The 20,929-nt window shown below is 61.4% G+C and carries 16 protein-coding genes and 2 tRNA genes; 10 read left to right on the top strand and 8 right to left on the bottom strand.

Going from position 1 to position 20,929, the window contains the following annotated elements:
- Window positions 1–58 precede the first annotated feature (58 nt).
- The 3 genes from Q0G18_RS00765 to Q0G18_RS09470 all read left to right on the top strand — a co-directional run bounded on the left by Q0G18_RS00765 (window position 59) and on the right by Q0G18_RS09470 (window position 3,062).
- Entirely contained in the window at window positions 59–2,419 is a 2,361-nt protein-coding gene (locus tag Q0G18_RS00765; protein ID WP_297148564.1) for a molybdopterin-dependent oxidoreductase, read from the top strand.
- Window positions 2,420–2,422: 3 nt separating this feature from the next.
- The gene (locus Q0G18_RS00760; protein ID WP_297148561.1) at window positions 2,423–2,770 is read left to right on the top strand and encodes an oxidoreductase; all 348 of its coding nucleotides are present in this window, start codon (window positions 2,423–2,425) and stop codon (window positions 2,768–2,770) included.
- Window positions 2,771–2,873: 103 nt separating this feature from the next.
- A complete protein-coding gene (locus Q0G18_RS09470) occupies window positions 2,874–3,062 on the top strand; it encodes a zinc-ribbon domain-containing protein (protein WP_366768820.1) in 189 nt (62 codons plus the stop codon).
- Window positions 3,063–3,354: 292 nt separating this feature from the next.
- Here the strand turns inward: Q0G18_RS09470 and Q0G18_RS00755 are convergent, their stop codons facing one another.
- Window positions 3,355–3,963: an NUDIX hydrolase gene (locus Q0G18_RS00755; RefSeq protein WP_297148559.1), complete on the bottom strand. Its 609-nt coding sequence runs from the start codon at window positions 3,961–3,963 to the stop codon at window positions 3,355–3,357.
- A gap of 254 nt (window positions 3,964–4,217) precedes the next feature.
- On the opposite strand from Q0G18_RS00755, the gene Q0G18_RS00750 reads away from it, so the two are divergent.
- Entirely contained in the window at window positions 4,218–7,607 is a 3,390-nt protein-coding gene (locus Q0G18_RS00750; RefSeq protein WP_297148556.1) for an SNF2 helicase associated domain-containing protein, read from the top strand.
- Window positions 7,608–7,650: 43 nt separating this feature from the next.
- Here Q0G18_RS00750 and Q0G18_RS00745 read toward each other — a convergent pair whose 3' ends face one another.
- From Q0G18_RS00745 to Q0G18_RS00735, 3 genes are all read right to left on the bottom strand, one after another.
- Window positions 7,651–8,259, bottom strand: coding sequence for a DUF523 domain-containing protein (locus tag Q0G18_RS00745; RefSeq protein WP_297148552.1), 609 nt, complete (start codon window positions 8,257–8,259; stop codon window positions 7,651–7,653).
- A 197-nt stretch (window positions 8,260–8,456) separates the two neighbouring features.
- Window positions 8,457–10,223, bottom strand: coding sequence for a hypothetical protein (locus Q0G18_RS00740; protein WP_297148550.1), 1,767 nt, complete (start codon window positions 10,221–10,223; stop codon window positions 8,457–8,459).
- Window positions 10,220–10,741: an RNA polymerase sigma factor gene (locus Q0G18_RS00735; protein ID WP_297148548.1), complete on the bottom strand. Its 522-nt coding sequence runs from the start codon at window positions 10,739–10,741 to the stop codon at window positions 10,220–10,222. The genes Q0G18_RS00740 and Q0G18_RS00735 overlap by 4 nt, the downstream gene beginning before the upstream one ends.
- A gap of 224 nt (window positions 10,742–10,965) precedes the next feature.
- Between Q0G18_RS00735 and Q0G18_RS00730 the strand changes: the two genes are divergently transcribed.
- The 6 genes from Q0G18_RS00730 to mscL all read left to right on the top strand — a co-directional run bounded on the left by Q0G18_RS00730 (window position 10,966) and on the right by mscL (window position 16,531).
- Window positions 10,966–11,850: a methionyl aminopeptidase gene (locus tag Q0G18_RS00730; protein ID WP_297148546.1), complete on the top strand. Its 885-nt coding sequence runs from the start codon at window positions 10,966–10,968 to the stop codon at window positions 11,848–11,850.
- Between the two features lie 99 nt (window positions 11,851–11,949).
- A tRNA-His gene (locus Q0G18_RS00725) sits at window positions 11,950–12,026 on the top strand.
- Window positions 12,027–12,058: 32 nt separating this feature from the next.
- Window positions 12,059–12,134 (top strand) — tRNA-Lys (locus Q0G18_RS00720).
- 674 nt (window positions 12,135–12,808) lie between these two features.
- Window positions 12,809–14,773, top strand: a complete 1,965-nt coding sequence (locus Q0G18_RS00715) for a fructose-1,6-bisphosphatase (RefSeq protein ID WP_297148544.1) — start codon at window positions 12,809–12,811, stop codon at window positions 14,771–14,773.
- Window positions 14,774–14,780: 7 nt separating this feature from the next.
- On the top strand, window positions 14,781–15,968 hold the full coding sequence (locus Q0G18_RS00710; protein ID WP_297148542.1) for a cysteine desulfurase family protein: 1,188 nt from the start codon (window positions 14,781–14,783) through the stop codon (window positions 15,966–15,968).
- Between the two features lie 125 nt (window positions 15,969–16,093).
- On the top strand, window positions 16,094–16,531 hold the full coding sequence (gene mscL, locus Q0G18_RS00705; protein WP_297148541.1) for a large conductance mechanosensitive channel protein MscL: 438 nt from the start codon (window positions 16,094–16,096) through the stop codon (window positions 16,529–16,531).
- 95 nt (window positions 16,532–16,626) lie between these two features.
- On the opposite strand, the gene Q0G18_RS00700 is transcribed toward mscL, so the two are convergent.
- The 4 genes from Q0G18_RS00700 to Q0G18_RS00685 form a co-directional block, all read right to left on the bottom strand.
- Entirely contained in the window at window positions 16,627–17,601 is a 975-nt protein-coding gene (locus tag Q0G18_RS00700; RefSeq protein WP_297148539.1) for an L-lactate dehydrogenase, read from the bottom strand.
- 84 nt (window positions 17,602–17,685) lie between these two features.
- Window positions 17,686–18,096 carry a pyridoxamine 5'-phosphate oxidase family protein gene (locus Q0G18_RS00695; protein WP_297148538.1) on the bottom strand — a complete coding sequence of 137 codons (411 nt, stop codon included), beginning with the start codon at window positions 18,094–18,096 and terminating at the stop codon, window positions 17,686–17,688.
- A gap of 68 nt (window positions 18,097–18,164) precedes the next feature.
- The gene (locus tag Q0G18_RS00690) at window positions 18,165–18,965 is read right to left on the bottom strand and encodes an energy-coupling factor transporter transmembrane protein EcfT (RefSeq protein ID WP_297148536.1); all 801 of its coding nucleotides are present in this window, start codon (window positions 18,963–18,965) and stop codon (window positions 18,165–18,167) included.
- Entirely contained in the window at window positions 18,962–20,926 is a 1,965-nt protein-coding gene (locus Q0G18_RS00685; protein ID WP_297148533.1) for an energy-coupling factor transporter ATPase, read from the bottom strand. The genes Q0G18_RS00690 and Q0G18_RS00685 overlap by 4 nt, the downstream gene beginning before the upstream one ends.
- Between the last annotated feature and the right edge of the window lie 3 nt (window positions 20,927–20,929).

Here is a 20,929-nt window from a genome sequence, read left to right as displayed (position 1 = left end):
ACGGTGAAGCAGCGGGTATGACCTGCCGCTTCGATGGAGGATTCGAGAGGAGAATAGCATGGCAGAATTCAAAGACGTGTCCCATGAGCGTCATGCGGGGGAGAAGATCGGCAGGCCCGACAAGTACGAGTACGTCGAACACGAAAAGCCTTGGCGTTACCAAGAAGGCGAGTACACGGTCACACGCGGCAGCGCGTGGTCGGGTCCTGGATGCCATCTTGGGTGTGGTCTGCTTCTGTATACCGACAAGGACGGCAAGCTTGTAAAGGTTGAAGGCGACCCCGAAAACCCGTTCAACAAGGGACGTTTGTGCGTGCGCTGCCTCGACTTGATGGAATCCGCCTACAACGAGAATCGCGTCGTGTACCCCATGAAGCGCGACCCGAAGAATCGCGGCAAGGACAAGTGGGAGCGCATCAGTTGGGACGAAGCGTACGACCTTATCGCAGAGAAGTTTCTCGCATACAAAGAGGAATTCGGTGCTCAGTCCGTGCTCTTCTTCAAGGGCACCGGCCGCGATATCGCTCCGTGGATCAGCCATCTTGCCTGGTCGTTCGGCAGCCCTAACGTCGTGTTCGCGCTTTCCGGCTGCGCGTGCTTCGTACCTCGCATTGCGAGTTCTATGTGCACGTCGGGATCTTTCTGGGTTGGCGACTACTCGCAGCAGTTCACCAAGCGCTATGACGATCCTCGTTGGAAGGTTCCCGAGTGCATCGTGCTTTGGGGCAACAACCCGATCGTTTCCAATTCCGATGGCTTGTACGGACACTGGGTCGTTGACTGTATGAAGCGCGGCTCGAAGATCATTTCCGTCGACCCGAAGATGACATGGCTCGGTACGAAGGCCGAAATTTTCCTGCCGCTGCGTCCCGGCACCGACGCCGCGCTTGCCATGGGCATCCTGCACGTCATGATTGAGGAAGAAATCTACGACAAGGAATTCGTCGATTGCTGGTGCTATGGCTTCGATCAGCTGAAAGAGGCATGCGAGCCCTACACTGCCGAGAAGACCGCCGAGATCTGCTGGGTAAAACCCGAGAAGATCGTCGAGGCGGCTCGCATGATCGCGAACGCAGACGGCGCCATCATGCAGTGGGGCGTTTCGACCGACATGTCGAAGGAAGCTGTTCCGTCCTGCCAGGCACTTTCCGCCATCTTCCAGATCACGGGCAACGTCGACAACCCGGGCGGCATGATCGCTCCTCCGTCGATTCTTCCGTACTATGCCGGTTGGGGTGGCGAGAACCTTTCCGACGAGCAGAAGGAAAAGCGTCTCGGCATCCATAAGTACCCGCTTTACCGTTACGGTTTCAAGAATGCGTCGACCGATGTGACGATTGAATGCTTGGAAACCGGCAAGGACGAGCTCGGTAACGATTACCCGCTGAAGGCTGCCTGGATGCAGACCACCAACCCGCTCGTGAATTCCTCGCCTGACACGCGCCGTACGTACAACGCGCTGAAGAAGCTCGAGTTCATCGTGTCCGTCGACATGTACATGACCCCGACCGTTCAGGCGCTGGCCGATGTCTTCCTGCCGGCTTGCACGTTCGCCGAGCGCAACGGCATCCGCATCGGCGACGGCGTGCAGCGCGGCGAGACCATCAACAAGGCGATCCAGGTCGGCGAAGCGAAATCCGACATGGTGATCAACCTCGAGATCGGCAAGCGCATCTGCCCCGAGTTCTACCCGTGGGACACCGAGGAAGAGATGTTCTCTCACATTCTCGAGGGCATGGACATGTCCTTCGAGGAGCTGCGTGAGGCGGCTCCGACTTACCTCGACTTCGAGTACTACAAGTACAAGAAGGGCTTGCTGCGCTCCGACGGCCAGGTTGGATTCCAGACGGCAACGGGTCGTATCGAGTTGTGGTCGAGCTATTTCAACAAGATCGGCATCCAGTGTGTGCCGTCGTTCGACGAACCGTCGCCCGGCCCGATTGCCGACCCGGAGCTCTACAAGGAATACCCGATTGTGCTCACCACGGGTGCGCGCAACTGGTCGCTGTTCCATTCCGAACATCGTCAGGTCCCGAAGCTGCGCGCTATGCGCCCCGATCCGATCGTCCAGATGAATCCGAAGACCGCTGCCGAATGCGGTGTTCGCGAAGGCGACTGGGTGTGGGTCGAGAACCAGCGCGGCCGCGCGAAGCGTCGCGTCGAGCTCACCGAGGCGCTCGATCCTCGTTACGCATCGACTGACCATGGTTGGTGGATGCCTGAGCAGGAAGGCTGGGAAGACGGAGGTTATTCCGGCATGCTCGATTACAACATCAACCAGCTGTTGGCCTACGATCCGGGTCGTTCGGGCTTCGGTTCGAACTACAAGACTGTTCTGTGCCGCATTTACAAGTGCGAGGAAGGCGACCACAACACGCTTTCCAATCCGCTTGGTTACGAAGAGAAGGCGGGGGAATAAACCATGGCTAAAGGTATTCTGGTCGACTACGAGTGGTGCTCTGGCTGCCATACCTGCGAGATGGCGTGCACGGTGGAGCTTTCGCATAGGGGTTTCCCCGAAGGACATTGCGGTGTAAAGCTGCACGAAGAGGGCGTTTATCAGATCGGTGAGGACAAGTGGACCGACATCAACATGCCGATCTTCACTGACCTGTGCGATCAGTGCGCCGAGCGCATGGCCCAAGGCGAGGCCGAGCCGACGTGCGTGAAGCACTGCCAGGCACATGTGCTGAAGTACGGCGACATCGCGGATTTGGCGAAGGATCTGGCCGAAAAGCCGAAGCAGGTCCTGTACTGCCTGGAAAAGTAACGGTTGATTGACTCGCGGGGCCGCGAGCGCCTATGTGGCGGTCCTGCGGGAAGCCTTGCGCCGTCGTGCGCGTAGGCTCGGCGAAAAGAGAAGGAGATAGGCCATGTGCGCGGTTTGCGTTTCATGCGGAAAATGCGAAGGGAAGCCTATCCCCCTTCTCGTTCGCGGGACGTGTCCTGTTTGCGGGACCAACAACGGCGAGGGGGCGGCCGTCTGCTCGAAGTGCGGTGCGGCGCTTCCTAAGCCGCCCGGCGGCCCGGCTGCGGGCCTTGACGAAAAGCCATCTCGCTGAACAAATCTCGGCGGATGCCGGCATGTCGTGCGACAGCGTTCCCTCCCGTTGTCGCACGGCGCGCGAGAGCACGCCGATCTCCACACGCCCGAGCCCTGTCCCCGGGGCTTGCGGGTTTGCGTAACGCTGTTGTTTACGCCCGGATTCCCCGTACGGCTTTGTCGTGCGGGGGATTGTCGCGTTGGCGCCGGCATCGATCGACTTGTCGCAGGGCGCTGGATTCATGATGCAGGAGCGAACGGCGTGCACCGCTTGCCCTTTTTCGGGGTGCCGCCTTCGGCTCGCTTGCTTGCTACACGAACGCCCTCGCGATGCGCTCGATTCCGCGTTTCACAACAGGATCGTCCAGCTTGTCGATGAGCTTGCGGTAGATGCGCTCGCGGATCCAGGGCTCGGTGGAAAGCGCGATGGCGTCTTCGGTGGGCACCCATTTCACGCCACTGTTCTCATCAGGCTTTATACGGATTGGCTCCTCGGGGGAGGCCACGGCGAGATATGTCACGTTCAAATGCAGATGCGACCCGACGTACTTCCCGCGCTTCTCGTGTCCGTCGACGGTGAGCACTTCAAGAGAGTAGATGTTCCCCGCCGGGAGCGTCACCATGCGCGCGTGCGACACGCCCGTTTCCTCCTGAAGCTCGCGCAGCGCGACAGCAGCAAGGTCGCGCTCGCCGTCGGCGTGGCCCCCAATCCACGACCACGAGCCGTAGATGTTGTGGAATACGAGCAGCGTTTGCGCGCAATCGGGGCTCACGACCCAGATCGAACACGCCATATGCGCGAGCGCCTCGCGGGAAAACGCGTTCTCGCACGTGCCGAGCACTGAGAGAATCACCTGCTTGTCGACTTCTTCCTGCTCGTTTGCAGGCTCGTATGCCGCGATGTCGTCTTCGATCGCCATGTTGTCCCTGCCTTTCCCTCCGCCTGATTGTAGCGCCGCTGTGCCCCTTCGCGCGCCTGACTTTTCCCTCGCGCCCGCGCGCTGCCTGAGTGCGCTCGTCTTCGCGGGGCGCCGCTGCCCATTCGCCAGCGCTCGCCGTCCTTCTCTGCTAGGGCCACCAGCTCCGCTCGTGCGCCCGTCGCCTCAAACGGCGGGGGCGTGCGTTTACGCTTGCATCGCCGTGCTACACTAGCGTTTACGAAAAAAGGAGTCATGTGATTTCGGAACGCGAAATAGCTGCCAATTGCAATTCACGCACGTTTGCCCGCGCCGAGCGGATAGCCGCGAACGATCGCAACATCTTGACGAAGCGCGTGCGCTATGAGGTGGGGGAGACAGTACTGTCTGCCCAGGTCGCAAGCTCAAGCGGATGGGACGACCACTATCGTGCGTCCGTCTATCTGTCGCCTGACGAGGAAACGGTCGAGGATTGGTCGTGCACCTGCCCCGCGGTGGTGGAATACGACGGGCTGTGCAAACACTGCGCAGCGCTCGCGCTCTCCTTCTCCCGCGCGCCTGAGAAGTTCATGGGTTACACGCCGAAGCGCCACGTGGCGACATCGGCCTGCATCACCGAGCTCATGCGCCGTGGCGAGCAGTTCGCCGACGACAGCGACATGGAAGGCTCGATCGACCTCGAGTGCACGCTCACGTACGGCTACCGTCTGTGGTCGGCAAGCTTCAAGGTGGCAAGCCCCACGTCCTCCTACGTTATGAAGAGCATCTCCGACTTCGTGTCGCGCATGCGTGCAGGCGAGCGATTCTCCTATGGGAAGAAGCTCGCTTTCACGCACGCACCGGCGCTCCTTACCGAGCGCGGCCGTCGCGTGGCGGAGTTCCTCGACCGCGCCGTCTCCCTGCGCGAACGGAGCGCGCAGACCACCCGCTGGGGCATCGCCTTGGCGCCCGATGTCGGTCGCGATATCAGCCTCTCGGAAGCGGAGGTCGTCGAGCTGCTCGACGCGCTCGACGGGGGGCCGTTCACCATTCGCGGCACCGATATCGGCACGCGCTCGGTCACTGAGGCACACATCGTTCACGCAGATCCCGAGGTCAGGGTGTCGCTCGAGAAATCCAACGAGGACGGTTACTGCATCGAGCGCGGCTCCGACGTTGTGCTTGCCGCGCAGGGCCGCCGTATGTACCTGTGGATGGGCAACGTCGTGTACCGCTGCTCGCCGGAGCTTGCTCGCTGCGCCGACTTCTTGCGCATGGTCTACGAGGGCTCCGATGTGCGCCTGTTCATCTCGAAGGAGGACATGCCTCTTTTCTGCTCCGCCGTGTTACCCCAGGTGGAGAAGGCGCTGCACATGGACATACCGCCTGAGGTGGAGCGCTTCCGCCCCGTGCCCGGCGAAATCTCCTTCTACTTCGACAAGGTCCGCGCGGGCGTTCGCGTGGAGGCGGTTGCGACCTACGGCGACTTCCGCTACGTTTTGGCGGGCGAAGACGCCCATCTCGTCGATGCTTCGCGCGCGCCCGCGCCCGTCGCGCGCGCCCGCGCTGCCGCAGCCGCGCGCGGGATTGCCCTTCACCGCGACGGCTCGGTGCACGAAGATCCGGGTCCCCTGCGCGATGCCCGCCTCGAGGCGCGGGCGACGACGCTTGTCGAGCGCTACTTCGGCCTGGGGGACCCGATCATCCCGAACGCCGACGACGATGCGGTGGGCAACTTGCTCTTCGGCGGCCTGCCCGAGTTCCGTGCGCTCGGCGAGGTCTTCACCACGCCCGCCTTCGACCGCCTCATCCGCGACGGCAAGCCGCGCATCTCCATGGGGGTGTCGCTTGCGGGCAACCTGATCGACCTGACGGTGAGCGCGGACGATTTGGAATCCGAAGAGCTCGCCGCGCTGCTGTCGAGCTACCGCAAGCGCAAGCACTACCACAAGCTCAAGGGCGGCGCGTACCTTTCGCTTGAGGACATGGACTTGGCCGAGCTCGATCGCATTGCGTCTGACCTGGGAATCTCTTTGAAGGAACTCGCGAGCGGCAAGGTCGAGCTGCCGAGCTATCGCGCGTTTTACCTCGACGAGGAGAAAGACCTCGACCGCGACCGCTCCTTTAAAAGCTACGTGGACAATTTCCGCTCGGTCGACGAGCAAAGCTACACGCCGCCCGCCCAGCTCTCAAGCGTGCTGCGCCCCTATCAGGAAGAAGGCTTCCGCTGGCTTTCCGCTCGCTGCGATGCGGGGTTCGGCGGCATCCTCGCCGATGAGATGGGCCTGGGCAAGTCGCTGCAGCTCATCTCGCTTCTGCTCGCCCGCTGCGACGAGGCGCGCCGCGTGGGGCCGAGCCTTATCGTGTGTCCGGCGTCGCTCGTGTACAACTGGCTGCAGGAATTCGCCCGCTTCGCGCCCGAGCTCACGGTTCGCGCCGTCGCGGGCCCGAAAGCCGAGCGCCGCCGTATCAGGGCGCTCTCGCTTCCCGCGCCCGACGGCTCTGCCGCCACCGACCCGTGCGACGTGCTTGTGACCTCCTACGACTTGCTTCGCATCGACATCCATGACTGGGTGGGGGAGCGCTTCTTCCTGTGCGCGCTCGACGAGGCGCAATACGTGAAGAACCCGGCGGCGCTCGTCACGCGCGCGGTGAAGCGCGTCGAGGCGGAGCATCGTTTCGCGCTCACGGGCACTCCGATGGAGAACCGTCTCTCGGAGCTCTGGAGCATCTTCGATTTCCTGATGCCGGGGCTGCTTGGCCCCTATGCGCGCTTCCGCGAGCGCTTCGAGTTGCCGATCGTCGGCGGCGACGAGGACGTCGCGCGCAGGTTGCAGGCGCTCGTGGGTCCGTTCATGCTGCGACGCCTGAAGACGCAGGTGCTCTCCGACTTGCCCGAGAAGCTCGAAAGCGTAGTGTACGCGCCCATGACCGGCGAGCAGCTGAAGCTGTATTCCGCACATGAGCAGCGCCTTCGTGAGGAACTTACGCGCCAGAAGAACGACAAGGCTGCCAAGGACGGCGGGCGCAAGAGCGGCATGTCGGATGCGGAGTTCAACAAGAGCAAGGTGCAGATCTTGGCCGAGCTCACGCGCCTGCGCCAGCTGTGCTGCGACCCGCGCCTGCTCTACGAGAACTACAAGGGACCTGCGGCGAAGCTCGACGCGATTTGCGATCTGGTAGATTCAGCGATGGGCGGCGGCGAGAAGGCGCTCGTGTTCTCCCAGTTCACAAGCTTCTTGTCTCTTATTGCCGACAAGCTCGACGCGGCGGGCGTGCGCTACTTCATGATCACGGGCGCCACGCCTAAAGAGGAGCGGCTTGAGCTGGTGAACCGCTTCAACGCCGACGACACGCCCGTGTTCCTGATTTCACTCAAGGCGGGCGGCACGGGGCTCAACCTCACGGGCGCGTCGGTCGTCATCCACGCCGACCCCTGGTGGAACGCGGCGGCGCAGGATCAGGCGACCGACCGCGCGCACCGCATCGGGCAGACGCACGTGGTGAGCGTCGAGCGCGTAATCGCGAAGGGGACGATCGAGGAGCGCATCCTCGCACTTCAGGAGGCGAAAAGCGACTTGGCCGACCAGGTCGTCGGCGCGTCTGGTGTGTCGCTCGCCTCGCTTTCCCGCGACGATTTGGTCGACCTGCTGAGCCCGGTGGAATAGAAGTGGCCGAGGGGCGCTGGCCTCGCTAATCCCGCCAGCCGGGCTACATTCGGGATAGGCGGCTGAAGTCGGCGGTCTCGTCGATTACGGTGATGCCCGCGTCGCGGAATGTGGCCGCGGCGATGCCCCATCCAGGCACGAGCGTGCCCGAAAACGTGCCGTCGTAGACTTCCCCCGATCCGCATGAGGGACTCTTCGCCTTGAGGATGGCCAGCTCACAGCCTGCTTCCTTTGCGCGCGCAAGCTCGGTCTGCGCGCCGAGGGCGTAGGTGGCCGTGCGATCGGCTCCGCTCGCGTCGAGAATTGTCCAAGAATCCTCGTCCGCCGTGCTTGCTTCGCGTTCGCACGAGGTAAAGCTCCCGTACCCGCGTCCCGCCTCGCCCAGGCATTCCTTCTTCTCGCGATTGGTTTCGCTTACGAGGAAGCTCGGCGTGCTGCTGTCCGCCGTGCGCGCTTTCCCGCTCTTCATCCATGGAGCCCGTACTATTTCGCAGGGGGTGCGCGGCGTGGGAAGGCCGCCCGCCACTTCGGGGCAGACGGGCACAAGCTCGTGCCCGAGTGTGGTGAGCTCAGACACGCGCGCGCACGGTTTCGAGCATCCGTCGTAACGGCACGCCTCGCCCAAAAGGCACGCGCTCACAGCGATTCTCATGCAAACCTCCCCACGTACAGAAACACGGGCCGCCGAGCCCGAGGGATCCCGAAGAGCCCCAGGGTCTCAGGTACGCCGAGGGCCCAGGGTCCCAGGGCCCCGATGGCCACCAAGACCCCAAGACCCCAAGCGACCCGCCGCCCCACTTCTTCTCGAAGCCAAGTATATCCCTTCAACCGCCAGCCCCCTCGCGCCCTTTACGCGTTAACGGGAAAGAGCTTGCCGTTCACCATGACATACACGTTTTCGTCCGTCGCGAAGTGCGAGGGAATCGCATAAGCGAACGTGCAGGTTACATGGCTTCTCGCTGGCGCGGTGTAGAGCGTGCCAACGTAATCGTCGGCTCGTGACGGCGCCGCTACCTCTTCGACGAGCTCGTATGACGTGCGCGAGATGCGAGACACGTTGCCCTCATCGTCGATCACTACGAGGGTTGCAAGGTTTTCGCATCCTCCGACGAAGTCTTCGTCGGCGTCGCCGGTGTTCTCGACATCGATTGTGATCGTTGCGAAGGTGAACCCGTCCGTGGCAAGTGATCCGTCTTCGTTAAAGGCTATGCCGAACCGCGATTGGAGCCATTTGTCCGCATAGGCAGAGTCGCCGCCGAATCCTTGCAGGTAGAAGAACTCGTTTTTCGTGCGTCCGAGCGGCGGTGTGTCGCCGAACGTCACCTCAGGTGCGTGAATCACGGTCGAACCGCAATCGATAAGGTTAGCCTGATAATTGCCGTGTTCATCGGTCGAAGTCGCGATATTCTGGGCGGCAACGGTGTCATCGGGTCCCAGCACATCCAGCTCACTCGCGTTTATGCCTAAAGGCTCGGTTTCATCGACGATGTCTTCGTTCTCGTCAACGCCGTTTGGCATAAGTGCGCTTGCGAACTCGTTTGCTTGCGTGCTGGCGTTGGGGAACGAATCGTTCGTATCCGAAACGACCTCTCCGAACACCGATGCGATCGAGTACGTTCCATCGCCGTTGGCAAGTGGGGTGACCATGCGCGTCTCGGGATCTGCGTCCTTGACTTCGCGGCTTGTCATCTCGGACGTCATGTTGAAATAGGTCGGGTTGTCGGCATAGCGAGGTTCTACGCGAAACATCGCTTCGTGCAAGGTGATGACCTGGGTTGATGTGCTTCCGTCTTCGAAAGTGGCCGTTACGGTGAGCGTGGCGCCGTCGAAAAGCGATAAGGGGTCACCCTCGGCATCCGGGTTGAACAGGCCAAAGCACGTCGTGCCGTCTTCGATGCCGGGCGCGTCTGCAAGTGCGAGGTCGATTACCGATCCGTAACGCTTTAATAGGGCGGCTTGGATTTCCTGGTCGCTTCGCGGCTCCTCGCCGTTCAGGTCTCCGCCTTCCTCGGCGTCCCACTTCACGACGACAGCCGAGTCGCAGCTCGAAAGCGTGCTGTCGAGCCCTCGAAAGCGGTCGCTCCAATCGACGGCGCGATTGAAGGCGATTGGGTCGCTGGTCTGGGAAATCGTCGTGACGTCTTGTCGGTACAGCTCGCCCGCCGATATGCTCGCCTGCACACGGGAGATGCCCTCGCCTTCTACGGTGAACGTGCATCCGGTGAAGTACCCTTCGGCTTCGCCGGCTTGCGTCCATTGGGAGTGCGTGCGGTCGAAGACAATCCGCCCGTCTTCGGAAGGGAGAATGGTTTCGCCATCGCTCGCCCAGGCGCGAACGGTGAAGCCGTGAGCGGCTGTCTGCGTTGCTGACTGCGGCGAAGGGACGGCTCCTCCCGCTGCCGCGACAGCGTATCCGACGCCGCCGACGATTAACGCTCCTGCCACGAAGCAGGCGGCAATTGCATATGGCTTGTATGGCTTGTGGAATCGTGTCTTGCGTGTCGAGTGCGTGGTCTGCTCCTTCGCGCGGGCGAGCGTCGCGGCGACGAGTTCCTCGCTGGGCTCTATGCTTTTCATGAGTTCGGCGTAGCGGGTGAAAAAGTCGTGTTCGTTCATTGCGTGTCCTCCAGTTCGATGCGCAGTGCTTTGCGGGCACGATGTAGGTGGGAGCGTACGGTGGCGGGTGCGTCCCCGATGATTCCGGCGATCTCGGTTGTTGAGTATCCCTCGTAGTAGAACAAGTGCACCACGGCTCGTTGTTTCGGCGACAGCGCCGCAAGTGCACATTCGAGCATTACGTCTTGCGCTGCCGTTCCGCTTTCCGATTCAAATTGCTGCAGCGAGTCTGATGCTGCCTTGGCTTCTGCAGCGGGGCTTTCGAGCGGTTCAGCCAAACGATTTTCTCGTTGTCGCAGGATGTCGTTCGAGCAGTTGATTGCCACGCGAATGAGCCATGCCTTTTCGTGATCGGCGTCGGTGAAGGTGCCGCTGTGAAGGTGTCGTTTTAAGAATGTGTTCTGGAAAACATCGCTTGCGTCGTGCGCGTTGCCGCAATACGCGAGCGCAATGCGGTAGACCATGGCACCCCAAGCCTCGATCGTCTGCTCAAGGGTATTGTTCACTGTCCTTTTCAATCGTCTCCTTCCCCTGCTTCCTTGATGATAGCTGCATAGGGTCCACGGCTTTATATTGTTTCGCTTGCGACCGGTCTCACCTCTAACACGTTTCGGGCCAGCGATATGTTGCACTGGGAAAGAATCTTGCTTGAACTCTCCATATCTCCCGTATTCCCCAAAGGCTACAATGGAGGGCGACACAAAACGGCGCCTGAGCGAGGCGCCCTGTAGAAAGGCAGAGCATGTTCGACGGAATGAAGAGCCCTGGCCGCAACGACGAGTGCTGGTGCGGCAGCGGGAAGAAATACAAAAAATGCCACCTCAACCTGGACGAGCGTTTGCAGGAGCTCTATGAGCAGGGCGAAGAGGTGCCCCATCGTTCGCTTCTGAAGACCGCCGCCGACATCGAGGGCATCAAGAAGTCGGCAGCCATCAACATCGGCGTGCTCGATTACGTGGCCGAGCACATCAAAGCAGGCGTCAGCACCGCCGAAATCGACAAGTGGATCTACGACTACACCGTCGAGCACGGTGGTACGCCGGCAGACCTCAACTTCGAGGGGTACCCCAACAGCGTGTGCACATCCATCAACGAGGTGGTCTGCCACGGCATTCCCTCCGAGGAAGACGTGCTCAAAGAGGGAGACATCGTGAACGTGGACTGCTCCACGATTCTCGATGGCTACTTCTCCGACTCCTCGCGCATGTTCATGATCGGCGAGGTCGATGAGGAAAAGCAGAAGCTCGTTCGCGTTACGAAGGAGGCGCTCGAGGCGGGTCTGGCCGCGGTAAAGCCGTGGGGGCACCTGGGCGATGTGGGCGCCGCGGTCTCCGCGCATGCGCATGCGAACGGCTTCTCGGTTGTCGAGGAGTTCGGCGGGCACGGCATCGGGCTTGAGTTCCACGAGGACCCGTTCGTGAGCCACGTTGCCGAAGCGGGGACGGGCCCGGTGCTCGTGCCAGGCATGTGCTTCACCATTGAGCCGATGATCAACGCGGGGGAGCACGAGATCGACATGTCCGACCCTAACGGCTGGACGATCCGCACGGCAGACGGCAAGCCTTCGGCGCAGTGGGAAGTGCAGCTTGTGGTGACCGACGACGGCTACGAGCTTCTGTCGTGGTAAAACGCCAGGTAGCAACCGTTATTTTGTGAAAGGCAAAATATTTAGAAATTTATCTTGCACTGCAGGTAGTTTTGCCCTAATATATCAACTTGCGCCACGGTGGGTGTGGCCTAGTTGGTTAGGGCGCCAGATTGTGGCTCTGGAGGTCGAGGGTTCGAATCCCTTCACCCACCCCAGCGCGCGCAGTATCTTTGACATATGCACTTTTGGACCGTTAGCTTAGTTGGTAGAGCAGGGGACTCTTAATCCCAAGGTCCGGGGTTCGAGTCCCCGACGGTCCACCATCTCGAAATCAAGCCCCAGCAATGGGGCTTTTTCTTTGCCGTTATGTCGCGGCTCTTGAAGGGAACGTTGGTTGCGGCGGGTGGAGCAATCGGGGTCTTTCTTCCGCCTCCCTTTCCTTCTCTCCATCGCCATCCTTCGAACCTTTCTTCCCCTGCGCGCGGATGGGCGAAGGGCGACGACAGGCATCGCCACCCCTCCGCTCCTCTCTTCCCGGGAGCTTGTACAAAAATGACGATAAGTTGCGAAGAAACTGTGTGCAATTACCCAAATAGTATAAAAATGAGGAATTACTCGGTTCGAATCTCGCTTGCATGCGACAAATTCGGGACAGATTAGCCGAATTACTAGCTAACTTCACCATTCCTTCACAACTTATCGTCGATTTTGTACACGACCTTGCTCGGGGCCCTTTTGCGCGTCGCCGTGTATAAGGAATCGAGCGAAATGGGGGACTGAAGGGCGGCACGAGAATGGACTGGAACTCGCCGGGCGGCAAAAAGGCGCGCGCCCGGGACTTGCCGCCACACCAGCGGGCATACGGGCGGGAAGGGAAACCCCTTCCCAGTTGCCCGGGACTCGCCGAGCAATCTTGCCTTTGCTATATCGCTCATTCCTGCGAGCACAGAAACCAGGTACCATGAAATCCGTACGCGCAAGCAAGAAGGAGGAGCCCATGGAAGCCGGCGAAAAGCGCTATCTCGAATTGCTTTCCCGATCGTTTCCCACCATTGCTGAGGCATCTGCTGAGGTCATCAACTTGTCGGCGATCTTGAATCTCCCTAAATCGACGGAATTCTTCGCCTCTGACATCCATGGCGAGTTCGAAGCCTTCTCGCATATCCTGCGCAACGGCTCAGGCTCGATTCGCCTGAAAGTCGACGACGTGTTCGGCGACACGCTCACCGACGCCGAGAAGCGCGCGCTCGCCACGCTTATCTATTACCCGCGCGAGAAAGCGAAGCTTGCACTATCGCAGGTGGAAGACGAGTACGCATGGTACGCCGTCACGGTACCGCGCCTCGTCGCGGTCTGCAAGCGCGCCGCGCGCAAGTACACGCACTCCAAAATCCGCCGCGCCGTGCCAAGCGAGTTCGCCTACATCGTCGAAGAGCTTCTGACCGAAGATCGCCATGGCGTCGACAAGGAAGCCTACTATAGCGCCATCATCGATGCGGCGGTGCGCACGGGCCGTGGCATCGCGCTCATCGAAGCGCTCTCGACCATGATCCAGCGTCTCGCGGTAGATCAGCTGCACATCATCGGTGACATTTACGACCGCGGCCCTGCGCCGCACACCATCATGGACGCGCTCATGGCGTACCATTCCGTGGACATCCAATGGGGAAACCATGACATCGTGTGGATGGGCGCTTCGCTCGGGCAGCGTGGCTGCATCGCGCATGTGGTGCGCAACTGCGCCCGCTACGGCAACCTCTCCATCTTGGAAGACGCCTACGGCATCAACATCCTGCCGCTCGCCACGTTCGCGCTCGACGCCTACGCCGACGACCCGTGCGTCGGCTTTGCGCTCAAGGGCAATCCCAATCTTCCTCCCTCCGAGCTCGAGATGAACGTGAAGATTCAAAAGGCGATGGCAATCATTCAGTTCAAGGTAGAAGGCCAGCTCATCGACGAGAACCCGGCTTTCGGCCTCGACGACCGCAAGCTTTTGGACAAGATCGACTACGCGCGTGGCACGGTGATGCTCGACGGCACCGAATACGAGCTCACCGACAAGGTGTTCCCGACCATCGACCCGAAGGACCCCTACGCCCTCACGCCCGCCGAGCAAGACGTGATGGAGCGCCTCGTCTCCGCCTTCACCGGATGCGAGAAGCTCCGTCGCCATATGCAGTTCTTCCTGGAGGCGGGAAGCCTGTACAAGGTTCACAACGGCAATCTGCTTTTCCACGCCTGCGTGCCGCTCAATGCTGACGGCTCTCTCAAAGAAGTCGACGTTTGCGGCAAGACGTACAAGGGCCGTGCGCTCTACGACGTGATGGAGCGCCACGTACGCGCTGCGTTCTTCAGCCGTGACGAGGAAGAGCGCCGCCGCGGGCGCGACATGCTGTGGTATCTGTGGCTCGGGCAGGGCAGCCCGTTGTTCGCAAAGAGCAAGATGGCCACCTTCGAGCTTTATCTCATTGCTGACAAGGCCGCCCGCAAGGAAGTAAAGAACCCCTTCTATACCTTGATCGACGACGAGGCCGTGGTCGCGAACATCTTCCGCGATTTCGGGCTTGACCCCGAAACCTCCCACATCATCTGCGGGCATGTTCCCGTGAAGGTGAAGGACGGCGAAGACCCTGTGAAATGCGGCGGCAAGGTCATAATGATCGACGGCGGGTTCTCGAAGGCCTACCAGCCGACCACGGGAATTGCCGGCTATACGCTCATCTCTAACTCTTACGGGTTCATCCTGGCAGCACATGAGCCTTTGGAATCGGCTCAAGCCGCGATAGAGAAGGAGATCGATATCCACTCGTCCCGACATATGGTGGAGCAGGTGAAGAAGCGCACGCTCATGGGGGACACCGACGAGGGGCAGCAGATGAAACGCGAGATCGCAGATCTTGAGCGGCTGCTCAAGGCGTATCGCACGGGAGAGATACCAAGACAAGAGCAAAAAGGTGAATGAAACCGCTATGTGCCATATAACTGAAAGCTACCTCGACAACGCGGCGACCACGCCTACGCGTTCCGAGGTCATCGAGCGCATGAACGAGGTGATGCGCGACGCATGGGGAAACCCCTCGTCGGTTCATGCCGTGGGAATGCGCGCGAAGGAAGTCCTCGAGGAGAGCCGTGCTGTTATTGCAGGTGCGCTCGGGGTCGATTCTGGCGAGGTGTACTTTACTTCGGGGGCTACCGAATCGAACAACCTTGCCGTCCGAGGCGTGTGCTCGGCGCGACGCGACAACCCTGTCAAGATCATCACCTCGACGCTCGAGCATGCGTCGGTCACGCGAAGCGTGCGCGGCATGCGACGCGAAGAGGACTGGCCAGTCACCTACATCGATGCCATCGATGGCAGGCTTGACCTGGGGCAACTGCGCAATGCGCTCACGGAAAGCCCCACGTCGCTCATCACCATCATGAACGTGCAGAACGAAGTGGGCTACCTCTTCCCCTCGGCGGAGATCGGCCGCATGCGGGACGAGCTTGCCCCCGACGCGCTTTACCACGTCGATGCCACCCAAGCGTTCGGCAAGCTCTCCCCGAAACCGCGCGAGTGGCACGCCGAGCTGGCATCCGTCGCCTCGCACAAGATCGGCGGGCCGCGCGGTATCGGTGCGCTGTATGTGCGTGATGGCGTCAAGCTGCACACGAACGCATTCGGCGGCGGGCAGGAGCGCGGGCTTCGCTCAGGTACGGAGCCGGTATTCCTTGCTGCGGGTTTCGCGCGCGCCGTCGAGCTGGCGCAGGCCGAGCATGAGGAAACCCTCGCACATGTGCGCGCACTGAACGCGCAGATCCGCGCCGAGCTCGCGCGCCTTATTCCCACAGCCATCGTGAACTCGCCCGAGGACGCGTCCCCTTTCATCGTGAGCGTGAGCGTGCCCGGGCTGCGCAACGCGAAGTCGGTCGCGTACCTCAGCGATCGCGGCGTTTACGTGTCGCGCGCATCGGCATGCGAGTCGAACCACGAGCACGTGGCTGCCGGTACCTGGCGCAAGAAGCATCCGCTCTCGCTCCAGGCGGCGGGCATCCCGCTTTCGCAGGGTAACACGACGCTGCGCGTGAGCTTCTCGGGCGAGACAACGCCTGACGATGTCGCGCGCTTTGCGGCAATGCTCGCGGAATGCAATGCAGAGCTTGGGAGCCGTAAATAACAGGCGACCCCCTTTGCGTTCGGCGAAAAGCAGACTGCTGTACTTGACGAAAGGCGTGCGGGACTTTTTGCTATAGTATCTCGCAATACGTTCCCGTATTTCCATTTCCACCGATAGGGGAGAGCATGAAGAAGTTCCTGGGAGAGTTCAAAGAGTTCATCAACCGCGGCAACGTGATGGATCTGGCGGTCGCTGTCATCATCGGCGGCGCGTTCACGGCCATCGTGACGGCGCTCACTACCAACATCATTAATCCGTTCATCTCATTTATCGCAGGCGGCACTCCGGGCGAGCTCTCGGGGCTGGTGGTGCCGGGTACCGAAATTGACTTCGGCGCCTTCATCTCGGCGGTCATCAACTTCCTCATCGTGGCGTTCATCGTGTTTTTGCTGGTGAAGGCCGTCAACAAGGCGCAGGAGGCTGCCGATAAGCTCGCGGGCAAGGAAAAGGAAGAAGAAAAGAAGCCGCCCGTGTGCCCCTTCTGCCTGGAGGAAGTGAAGGAGGGCGCGACGCGCTGCCCGCACTGCACCGGCGCCTTCGACGAGCCCGCGAAGGGCAAATAGCCTGATAGCGCGCCCGTAATCGAGGTGACTGTCACTAAAAATGCGGCCGCATCTTCAAAAGAGAAGGTGCGGCCGCGTTCGTTTTGCAAGCCAGTCTACAGGTCAAGCTGCTCGATGACGCCTTTGAGCACCTCGGCGGATGCGCGCAGGCGTGCCTGCTCGTCATCGGAGAAAGGCGCGGGAACCTTGTATTCGATACCTTCGGCTCCAACAACGGCGGGCATCGAAAGCGCGATGTCGGAAATGCCGTATTCGCCTTCCATCAGGTTCGATACGGGAAGAATGGGCTTCTCGTCGCGCACGATGGCCTCACAGATGCGCTTCACGGACATGGCGATGCCGTAATAGGTGGCGTGCTTCTTCTCGATGATCTCGTACGCCGAGTTTTTCACGTCGTTCTCGATTTTTGCCATGGTCTCGGCGCTGTGCTCGCGCCCGCGCAGGCGGCTGAAGACATCAATCGGGATGCCCGAGACGTTCGCAAGGCTCCAGATGGCGATCTCGGAGTCGCCGTGTTCGCCGACGATGCGCGCGTGGACATTGCGCGGGTCGACTCCGAGATGCTCGCCGAGCACATACTTGAAGCGCGCGGTGTCGAGCACCGTTCCCGACCCGATGACACGGTTCGCCGGCAGCCCTGAGAGTTTGAGCGCTACGTAAGTGAGGATATCGACCGGGTTCGACACGACGACAAGGATGCCGTCGAACCCGCTATGCGTGATTTGCGGCACGATCGACTTGAAGATGCTCACGTTCTTGCTGACCAGGTCGAGACGTGTCTCGCCGGGCTTTTGGTTTGCGCCCGCTGTGATGATCACGATGCCGGCGTCGGCGATGTCGGCATAGTCGCCCGCGTAGATGTTCGCCGGCGATGCGAGCGGCATGCCGTGCGCGATGTCGAGCGCCTCGCCCTCGGCGCGGTCGCGGTCGACATCGATCAGCACCATCTCAGAGAACAGCCCGCTTTGCATCAGCGCGAACGCGGATGCGGATCCTACGAACCCGCATCCCACGATGCCAACTTTACGGAAATTGACGGGGCGTGTACCCGTTTCGATGCCGTTTGCCATGAGCCGTTCTCCTTCGTTGATTTTCGTTTTGCTATTGTGCCACAAAACGACTGACTGCCTAGGGTTGCTCGGCGCAAAACCCATCTAGAGTTCGACGGGCACCCATTCCTCATGGTTGCAAATCCAAGCTTGCGGTTCCTCCACGCTGAAGAACGTGAGCGTGGGGTCGTTCGGCCCGTCGTAGGTCTCGCCAAGCCCGCTCAAATGCGCGAAGCCAGCGTAGCGGATGTCGTCGTTGACCGTGTCCTCAAGCCCCGCGCGCCCGCGGAGGATAAGCCAGCCATGCCCCGGCCACCAGGCCGTTGCCTCGAACTTCGGATTAGTGACGAGTTCACCCCACACGTCCTTGGTTGTCGCGGTGCAAAACCAGATCTTGCCGTCTTGCTCGGCGGCGAAGCTGAAGGGACGCACGTGCGGCTGGTCGTCCACGCTCGTGGCGAGATACCACGCGGGCACGGCGCTTAAGTACTGCAGAATCTTTTCGTTTCCGGTCATGGGGTTCCTTTCAAAACGGTAGGGTACGAAATAATCTGCGGGATGGATGCATGTCCTTCCCCGCAGCCTTACAACAGGACGTTCGCCGCGATCACGCACGCTAGAAGGACGACGACGAGCGCGCAGGCAACGCCGTCGCGAGGGGCGAAGCTTAGCGGATGGAGCCTCGTGCGCCCTTCCTTGCCGTGGTAGCAGCGCGCCTCCATGGCCGCTGAAAGTGTCTCGGCGTGACGGAAAACGCTGGTGAACAAGGGGGTCATGAGCGACGAGAGCATCTGCACGCCGCGCAGGGGACTCGTTTTCAGCCCCGCGCCGCGCGCGAGCTGCGCTTCGCGAATGCTCGAGAACTCGGTTGCGAACTGCGGCATGAAGCGCAGGGCGATGCCCATGATCATGCCGATCTCGTGCGCCGGTACGCCGATGCGCGCGAAGGGGGACAGCAGCCGCTCAAAGGCCTCCGTCAAGTCGAGCGTCATCGTGGTCAGCGTGACGAGGCTCATCCCCGCCATCATGAGCAAAAGCCGGCAGGCGATCAAAAGGCAAGTGAAGACACCCTGCTCGCTTACGCGGATGAACGCCCATTCGAAGTAGACAGGGCCGCCCTGCACGACGAACAGGTTCATGATCGACGCGATCACGACGATGAACATGAGCGGCGCGAGCGAGCGCAAAGCCTTCCTTGCGGGAATGCGGGCGAGGGCGTAGGCTCCCACCACGAACAGCGCCACGGGAATAAGCGCAAGAAAGGACCTCGCGTTCAGGGTGATCACGATGAACGCGCACCCGAGCAAAAGCTTCGCGCGCGCGTCGAGCTTGTGAACGGGGCTTGTTCCTGGTACATAGCTTCCGAAAGAGAATCCGCGCATCATATGATACCTCGCAGATAGGCGACGATCGAGTCTTCGGAGGCGAGCCCCTCATGCGGCATAGGGAGTCCTCCCTCGCGCAAAAGGTTCGCGAAATGCTCGGGCGAGGTGGTTGCAAGCCCAACGGCGGTCAGCTCGTCAGCGCGAGAGAATACCTCGGCAGGCGTTCCCTCTATGAGGAGCTTTCCCTCGCTCATGACCGCAACACGGTCGCAGAGATTCGCGAGGTCGTCCATATTGTGGGACACCATAACCACGGTGATCCCCTCTTTGTGCAGGTAAGACACCATGTCAAGGAACGATTTTCGCGCTTTCGGGTCGAGCCCTGCGGCGGGCTCGTCGAGCACGAGCACCTCAGGCTCCATGGCGAGCACGCCCGCGAACGCCACGCGGCGCTGTTGGCCGCCCGAGAGCTCGAAGGGGCTGCGCGCGGCGATTTCCTCGGGGTCAAGCCCTACGGTGCGCAGGGAGCGCTCGACCCGCGCATTGACCTCTTCCTCTGAAAGGCCCAGGTTGCGCGGCCCGAAGGCGACGTCTTCTGCCACAGTTGCCGCGAAAAGCTGGTTTTCCGGGTATTGGAACACCACGCCGACGCGCCCGCGCACGTCGTTGGCGGCGCCCTTTTCCGCAATGTCGCTCCCGAAGGCGACGACGCGGCCGCTTGTGGGGTGCAGAATGCCGTTCATGTGCTGGATGAGGGTGGACTTGCCCGAGCCGGTATGCCCTGCAATGCCTAAGAACTCGCCTTTGCGCACCTTGAGGGAAACGTTGTCGAGCGCCCAGAGCGCCTCGGGGGAGTTTCCCCATTTCGCCTGTTTAGGGGCAGGTTTTTTGCCTGCTTTGCGCTGTCGGCGCGCCTCGGCGGCGTCGTAGGTGAACGATACGTTTTTCAGCCAGATGAGCACATCGCCGTCTGTGGGCTCTGCGGGAGAAGCGGGGAACTTCGCGCAGTCGGTCGCTCCTGCGGCTGCGTCCGCTTTGGGTGCAAAAGGCGATGCGGGCGCCTTCTCAGTGAGCGTTTTTGCTCCCGATGAGTCTTGGGGCGCTGCATTCTCGTGCGCACTGCTTGCGGCAGCTGCGTGCGAGGTGAAAACAGAAAACACGCTTTCTGCGAGAGCCTCTTCGGTTACGGCGGCGGCCACGGGGACGCCAGCTCGACGCAGCGCCTGGGAAAGTTCGGCTGCGAATGGAACCTCCAAGTTGAGGGCGGAAAGTGCATCGACATCGACAAGCACTTCCTGCGGCGTGCTGACGCGCGCCACCTTCCCCCCGTCGAGAACGATGACGCGGTCGGCGAGGGCGGCCTCCTCCATGAAGTGGGTGATCATGACGACGGTCATGCCTTGATCGTTAAGCGAGCGCACGACGCGCATGAGGCCCTTGCGGCCCCGGGGGTCGAGCATCGCGGAGGCCTCGTCCAAGATGAGGATCTCCGGGTTCATCGCAAGGGCACCCGCGATGGCGACGCGCTGCTTCTGCCCGCCGGAAAGCGCGTGCGTCTCGTGCTTCTCAAACCCCGAAAGACCGACGTCTTCGAGGCGTTGGGCCACGCGTTGTCGCAGCTCAGCGGTGGGGACGCCGAGGTTTTCGGGCCCGAAGGCCACGTCGTCTTCCACAAGGGAGGCGACCAGCTGGTCGTCCGGGTTTTGAAAGACCATGCCGGAGCTCTGGCGAATCGCATAGGTGTGCTGGCGCTCGGAGGTGTCCATGCCGCAAACCTCCACCCGCCCCTTATCGGGAACGAGCAGCGCGTTCAGATGCTTCGCAAGCGTCGATTTCCCCGATCCGTTGCCGCCGAGGATGCACACGAACTCGCCGCGCTCGACCTGCGCGCTTGCGCCCGAGAGCGCGAACGCCTTGCCGTCGTAGGTGAACGAGACGTCGCGCACGCAGATGATGGGCGCCTCGGCGGACGCGGGGGCGGAATTTCCGGCGTGGTCTTCGAGCAGAGGCTTCCCAGTCATGGC

Origin of the sequence: uncultured Ellagibacter sp. (genome assembly GCF_934636505.1) — a bacterium.
Taxonomy (GTDB): Bacteria; Actinomycetota; Coriobacteriia; order Coriobacteriales; family Eggerthellaceae; genus Ellagibacter.
The sequence above is the reverse complement of the archived record's forward strand: the minus strand, read 5'-3'. Positions and strand labels throughout refer to the sequence as shown.

What these genes read in the sequence shown, in the direction of transcription:
- Q0G18_RS00765 (WP_297148564.1), top strand. Translation starts at nt 59, where the DNA reads ATGGCAGAATTCAAAGACGTGTCCCATGAGCGTCATGCGGGGGAGAAG.
- Q0G18_RS00760 (WP_297148561.1), top strand. Translation starts at nt 2,423, where the DNA reads ATGGCTAAAGGTATTCTGGTCGACTACGAGTGGTGCTCTGGCTGCCAT.
- Q0G18_RS09470 (WP_366768820.1), top strand. Translation starts at nt 2,874, where the DNA reads ATGTGCGCGGTTTGCGTTTCATGCGGAAAATGCGAAGGGAAGCCTATC.
- Q0G18_RS00755 (WP_297148559.1), bottom strand. Translation starts at nt 3,963, where the DNA reads ATGGCGATCGAAGACGACATCGCGGCATACGAGCCTGCAAACGAGCAG.
- Q0G18_RS00745 (WP_297148552.1), bottom strand. Translation starts at nt 8,259, where the DNA reads ATGAGAATCGCTGTGAGCGCGTGCCTTTTGGGCGAGGCGTGCCGTTAC.
- Q0G18_RS00740 (WP_297148550.1), bottom strand. Translation starts at nt 10,223, where the DNA reads ATGAACGAACACGACTTTTTCACCCGCTACGCCGAACTCATGAAAAGC.
- Q0G18_RS00730 (WP_297148546.1), top strand. Translation starts at nt 10,966, where the DNA reads ATGTTCGACGGAATGAAGAGCCCTGGCCGCAACGACGAGTGCTGGTGC.
- Q0G18_RS00715 (WP_297148544.1), top strand. Translation starts at nt 12,809, where the DNA reads ATGGAAGCCGGCGAAAAGCGCTATCTCGAATTGCTTTCCCGATCGTTT.
- Q0G18_RS00710 (WP_297148542.1), top strand. Translation starts at nt 14,781, where the DNA reads ATGTGCCATATAACTGAAAGCTACCTCGACAACGCGGCGACCACGCCT.
- mscL (WP_297148541.1), top strand. Translation starts at nt 16,094, where the DNA reads ATGAAGAAGTTCCTGGGAGAGTTCAAAGAGTTCATCAACCGCGGCAAC.
- Q0G18_RS00700 (WP_297148539.1), bottom strand. Translation starts at nt 17,601, where the DNA reads ATGGCAAACGGCATCGAAACGGGTACACGCCCCGTCAATTTCCGTAAA.
- Q0G18_RS00695 (WP_297148538.1), bottom strand. Translation starts at nt 18,096, where the DNA reads ATGACCGGAAACGAAAAGATTCTGCAGTACTTAAGCGCCGTGCCCGCG.
- Q0G18_RS00690 (WP_297148536.1), bottom strand. Translation starts at nt 18,965, where the DNA reads ATGATGCGCGGATTCTCTTTCGGAAGCTATGTACCAGGAACAAGCCCC.
- Q0G18_RS00685 (WP_297148533.1), bottom strand. Translation starts at nt 20,926, where the DNA reads ATGACTGGGAAGCCTCTGCTCGAAGACCACGCCGGAAATTCCGCCCCC.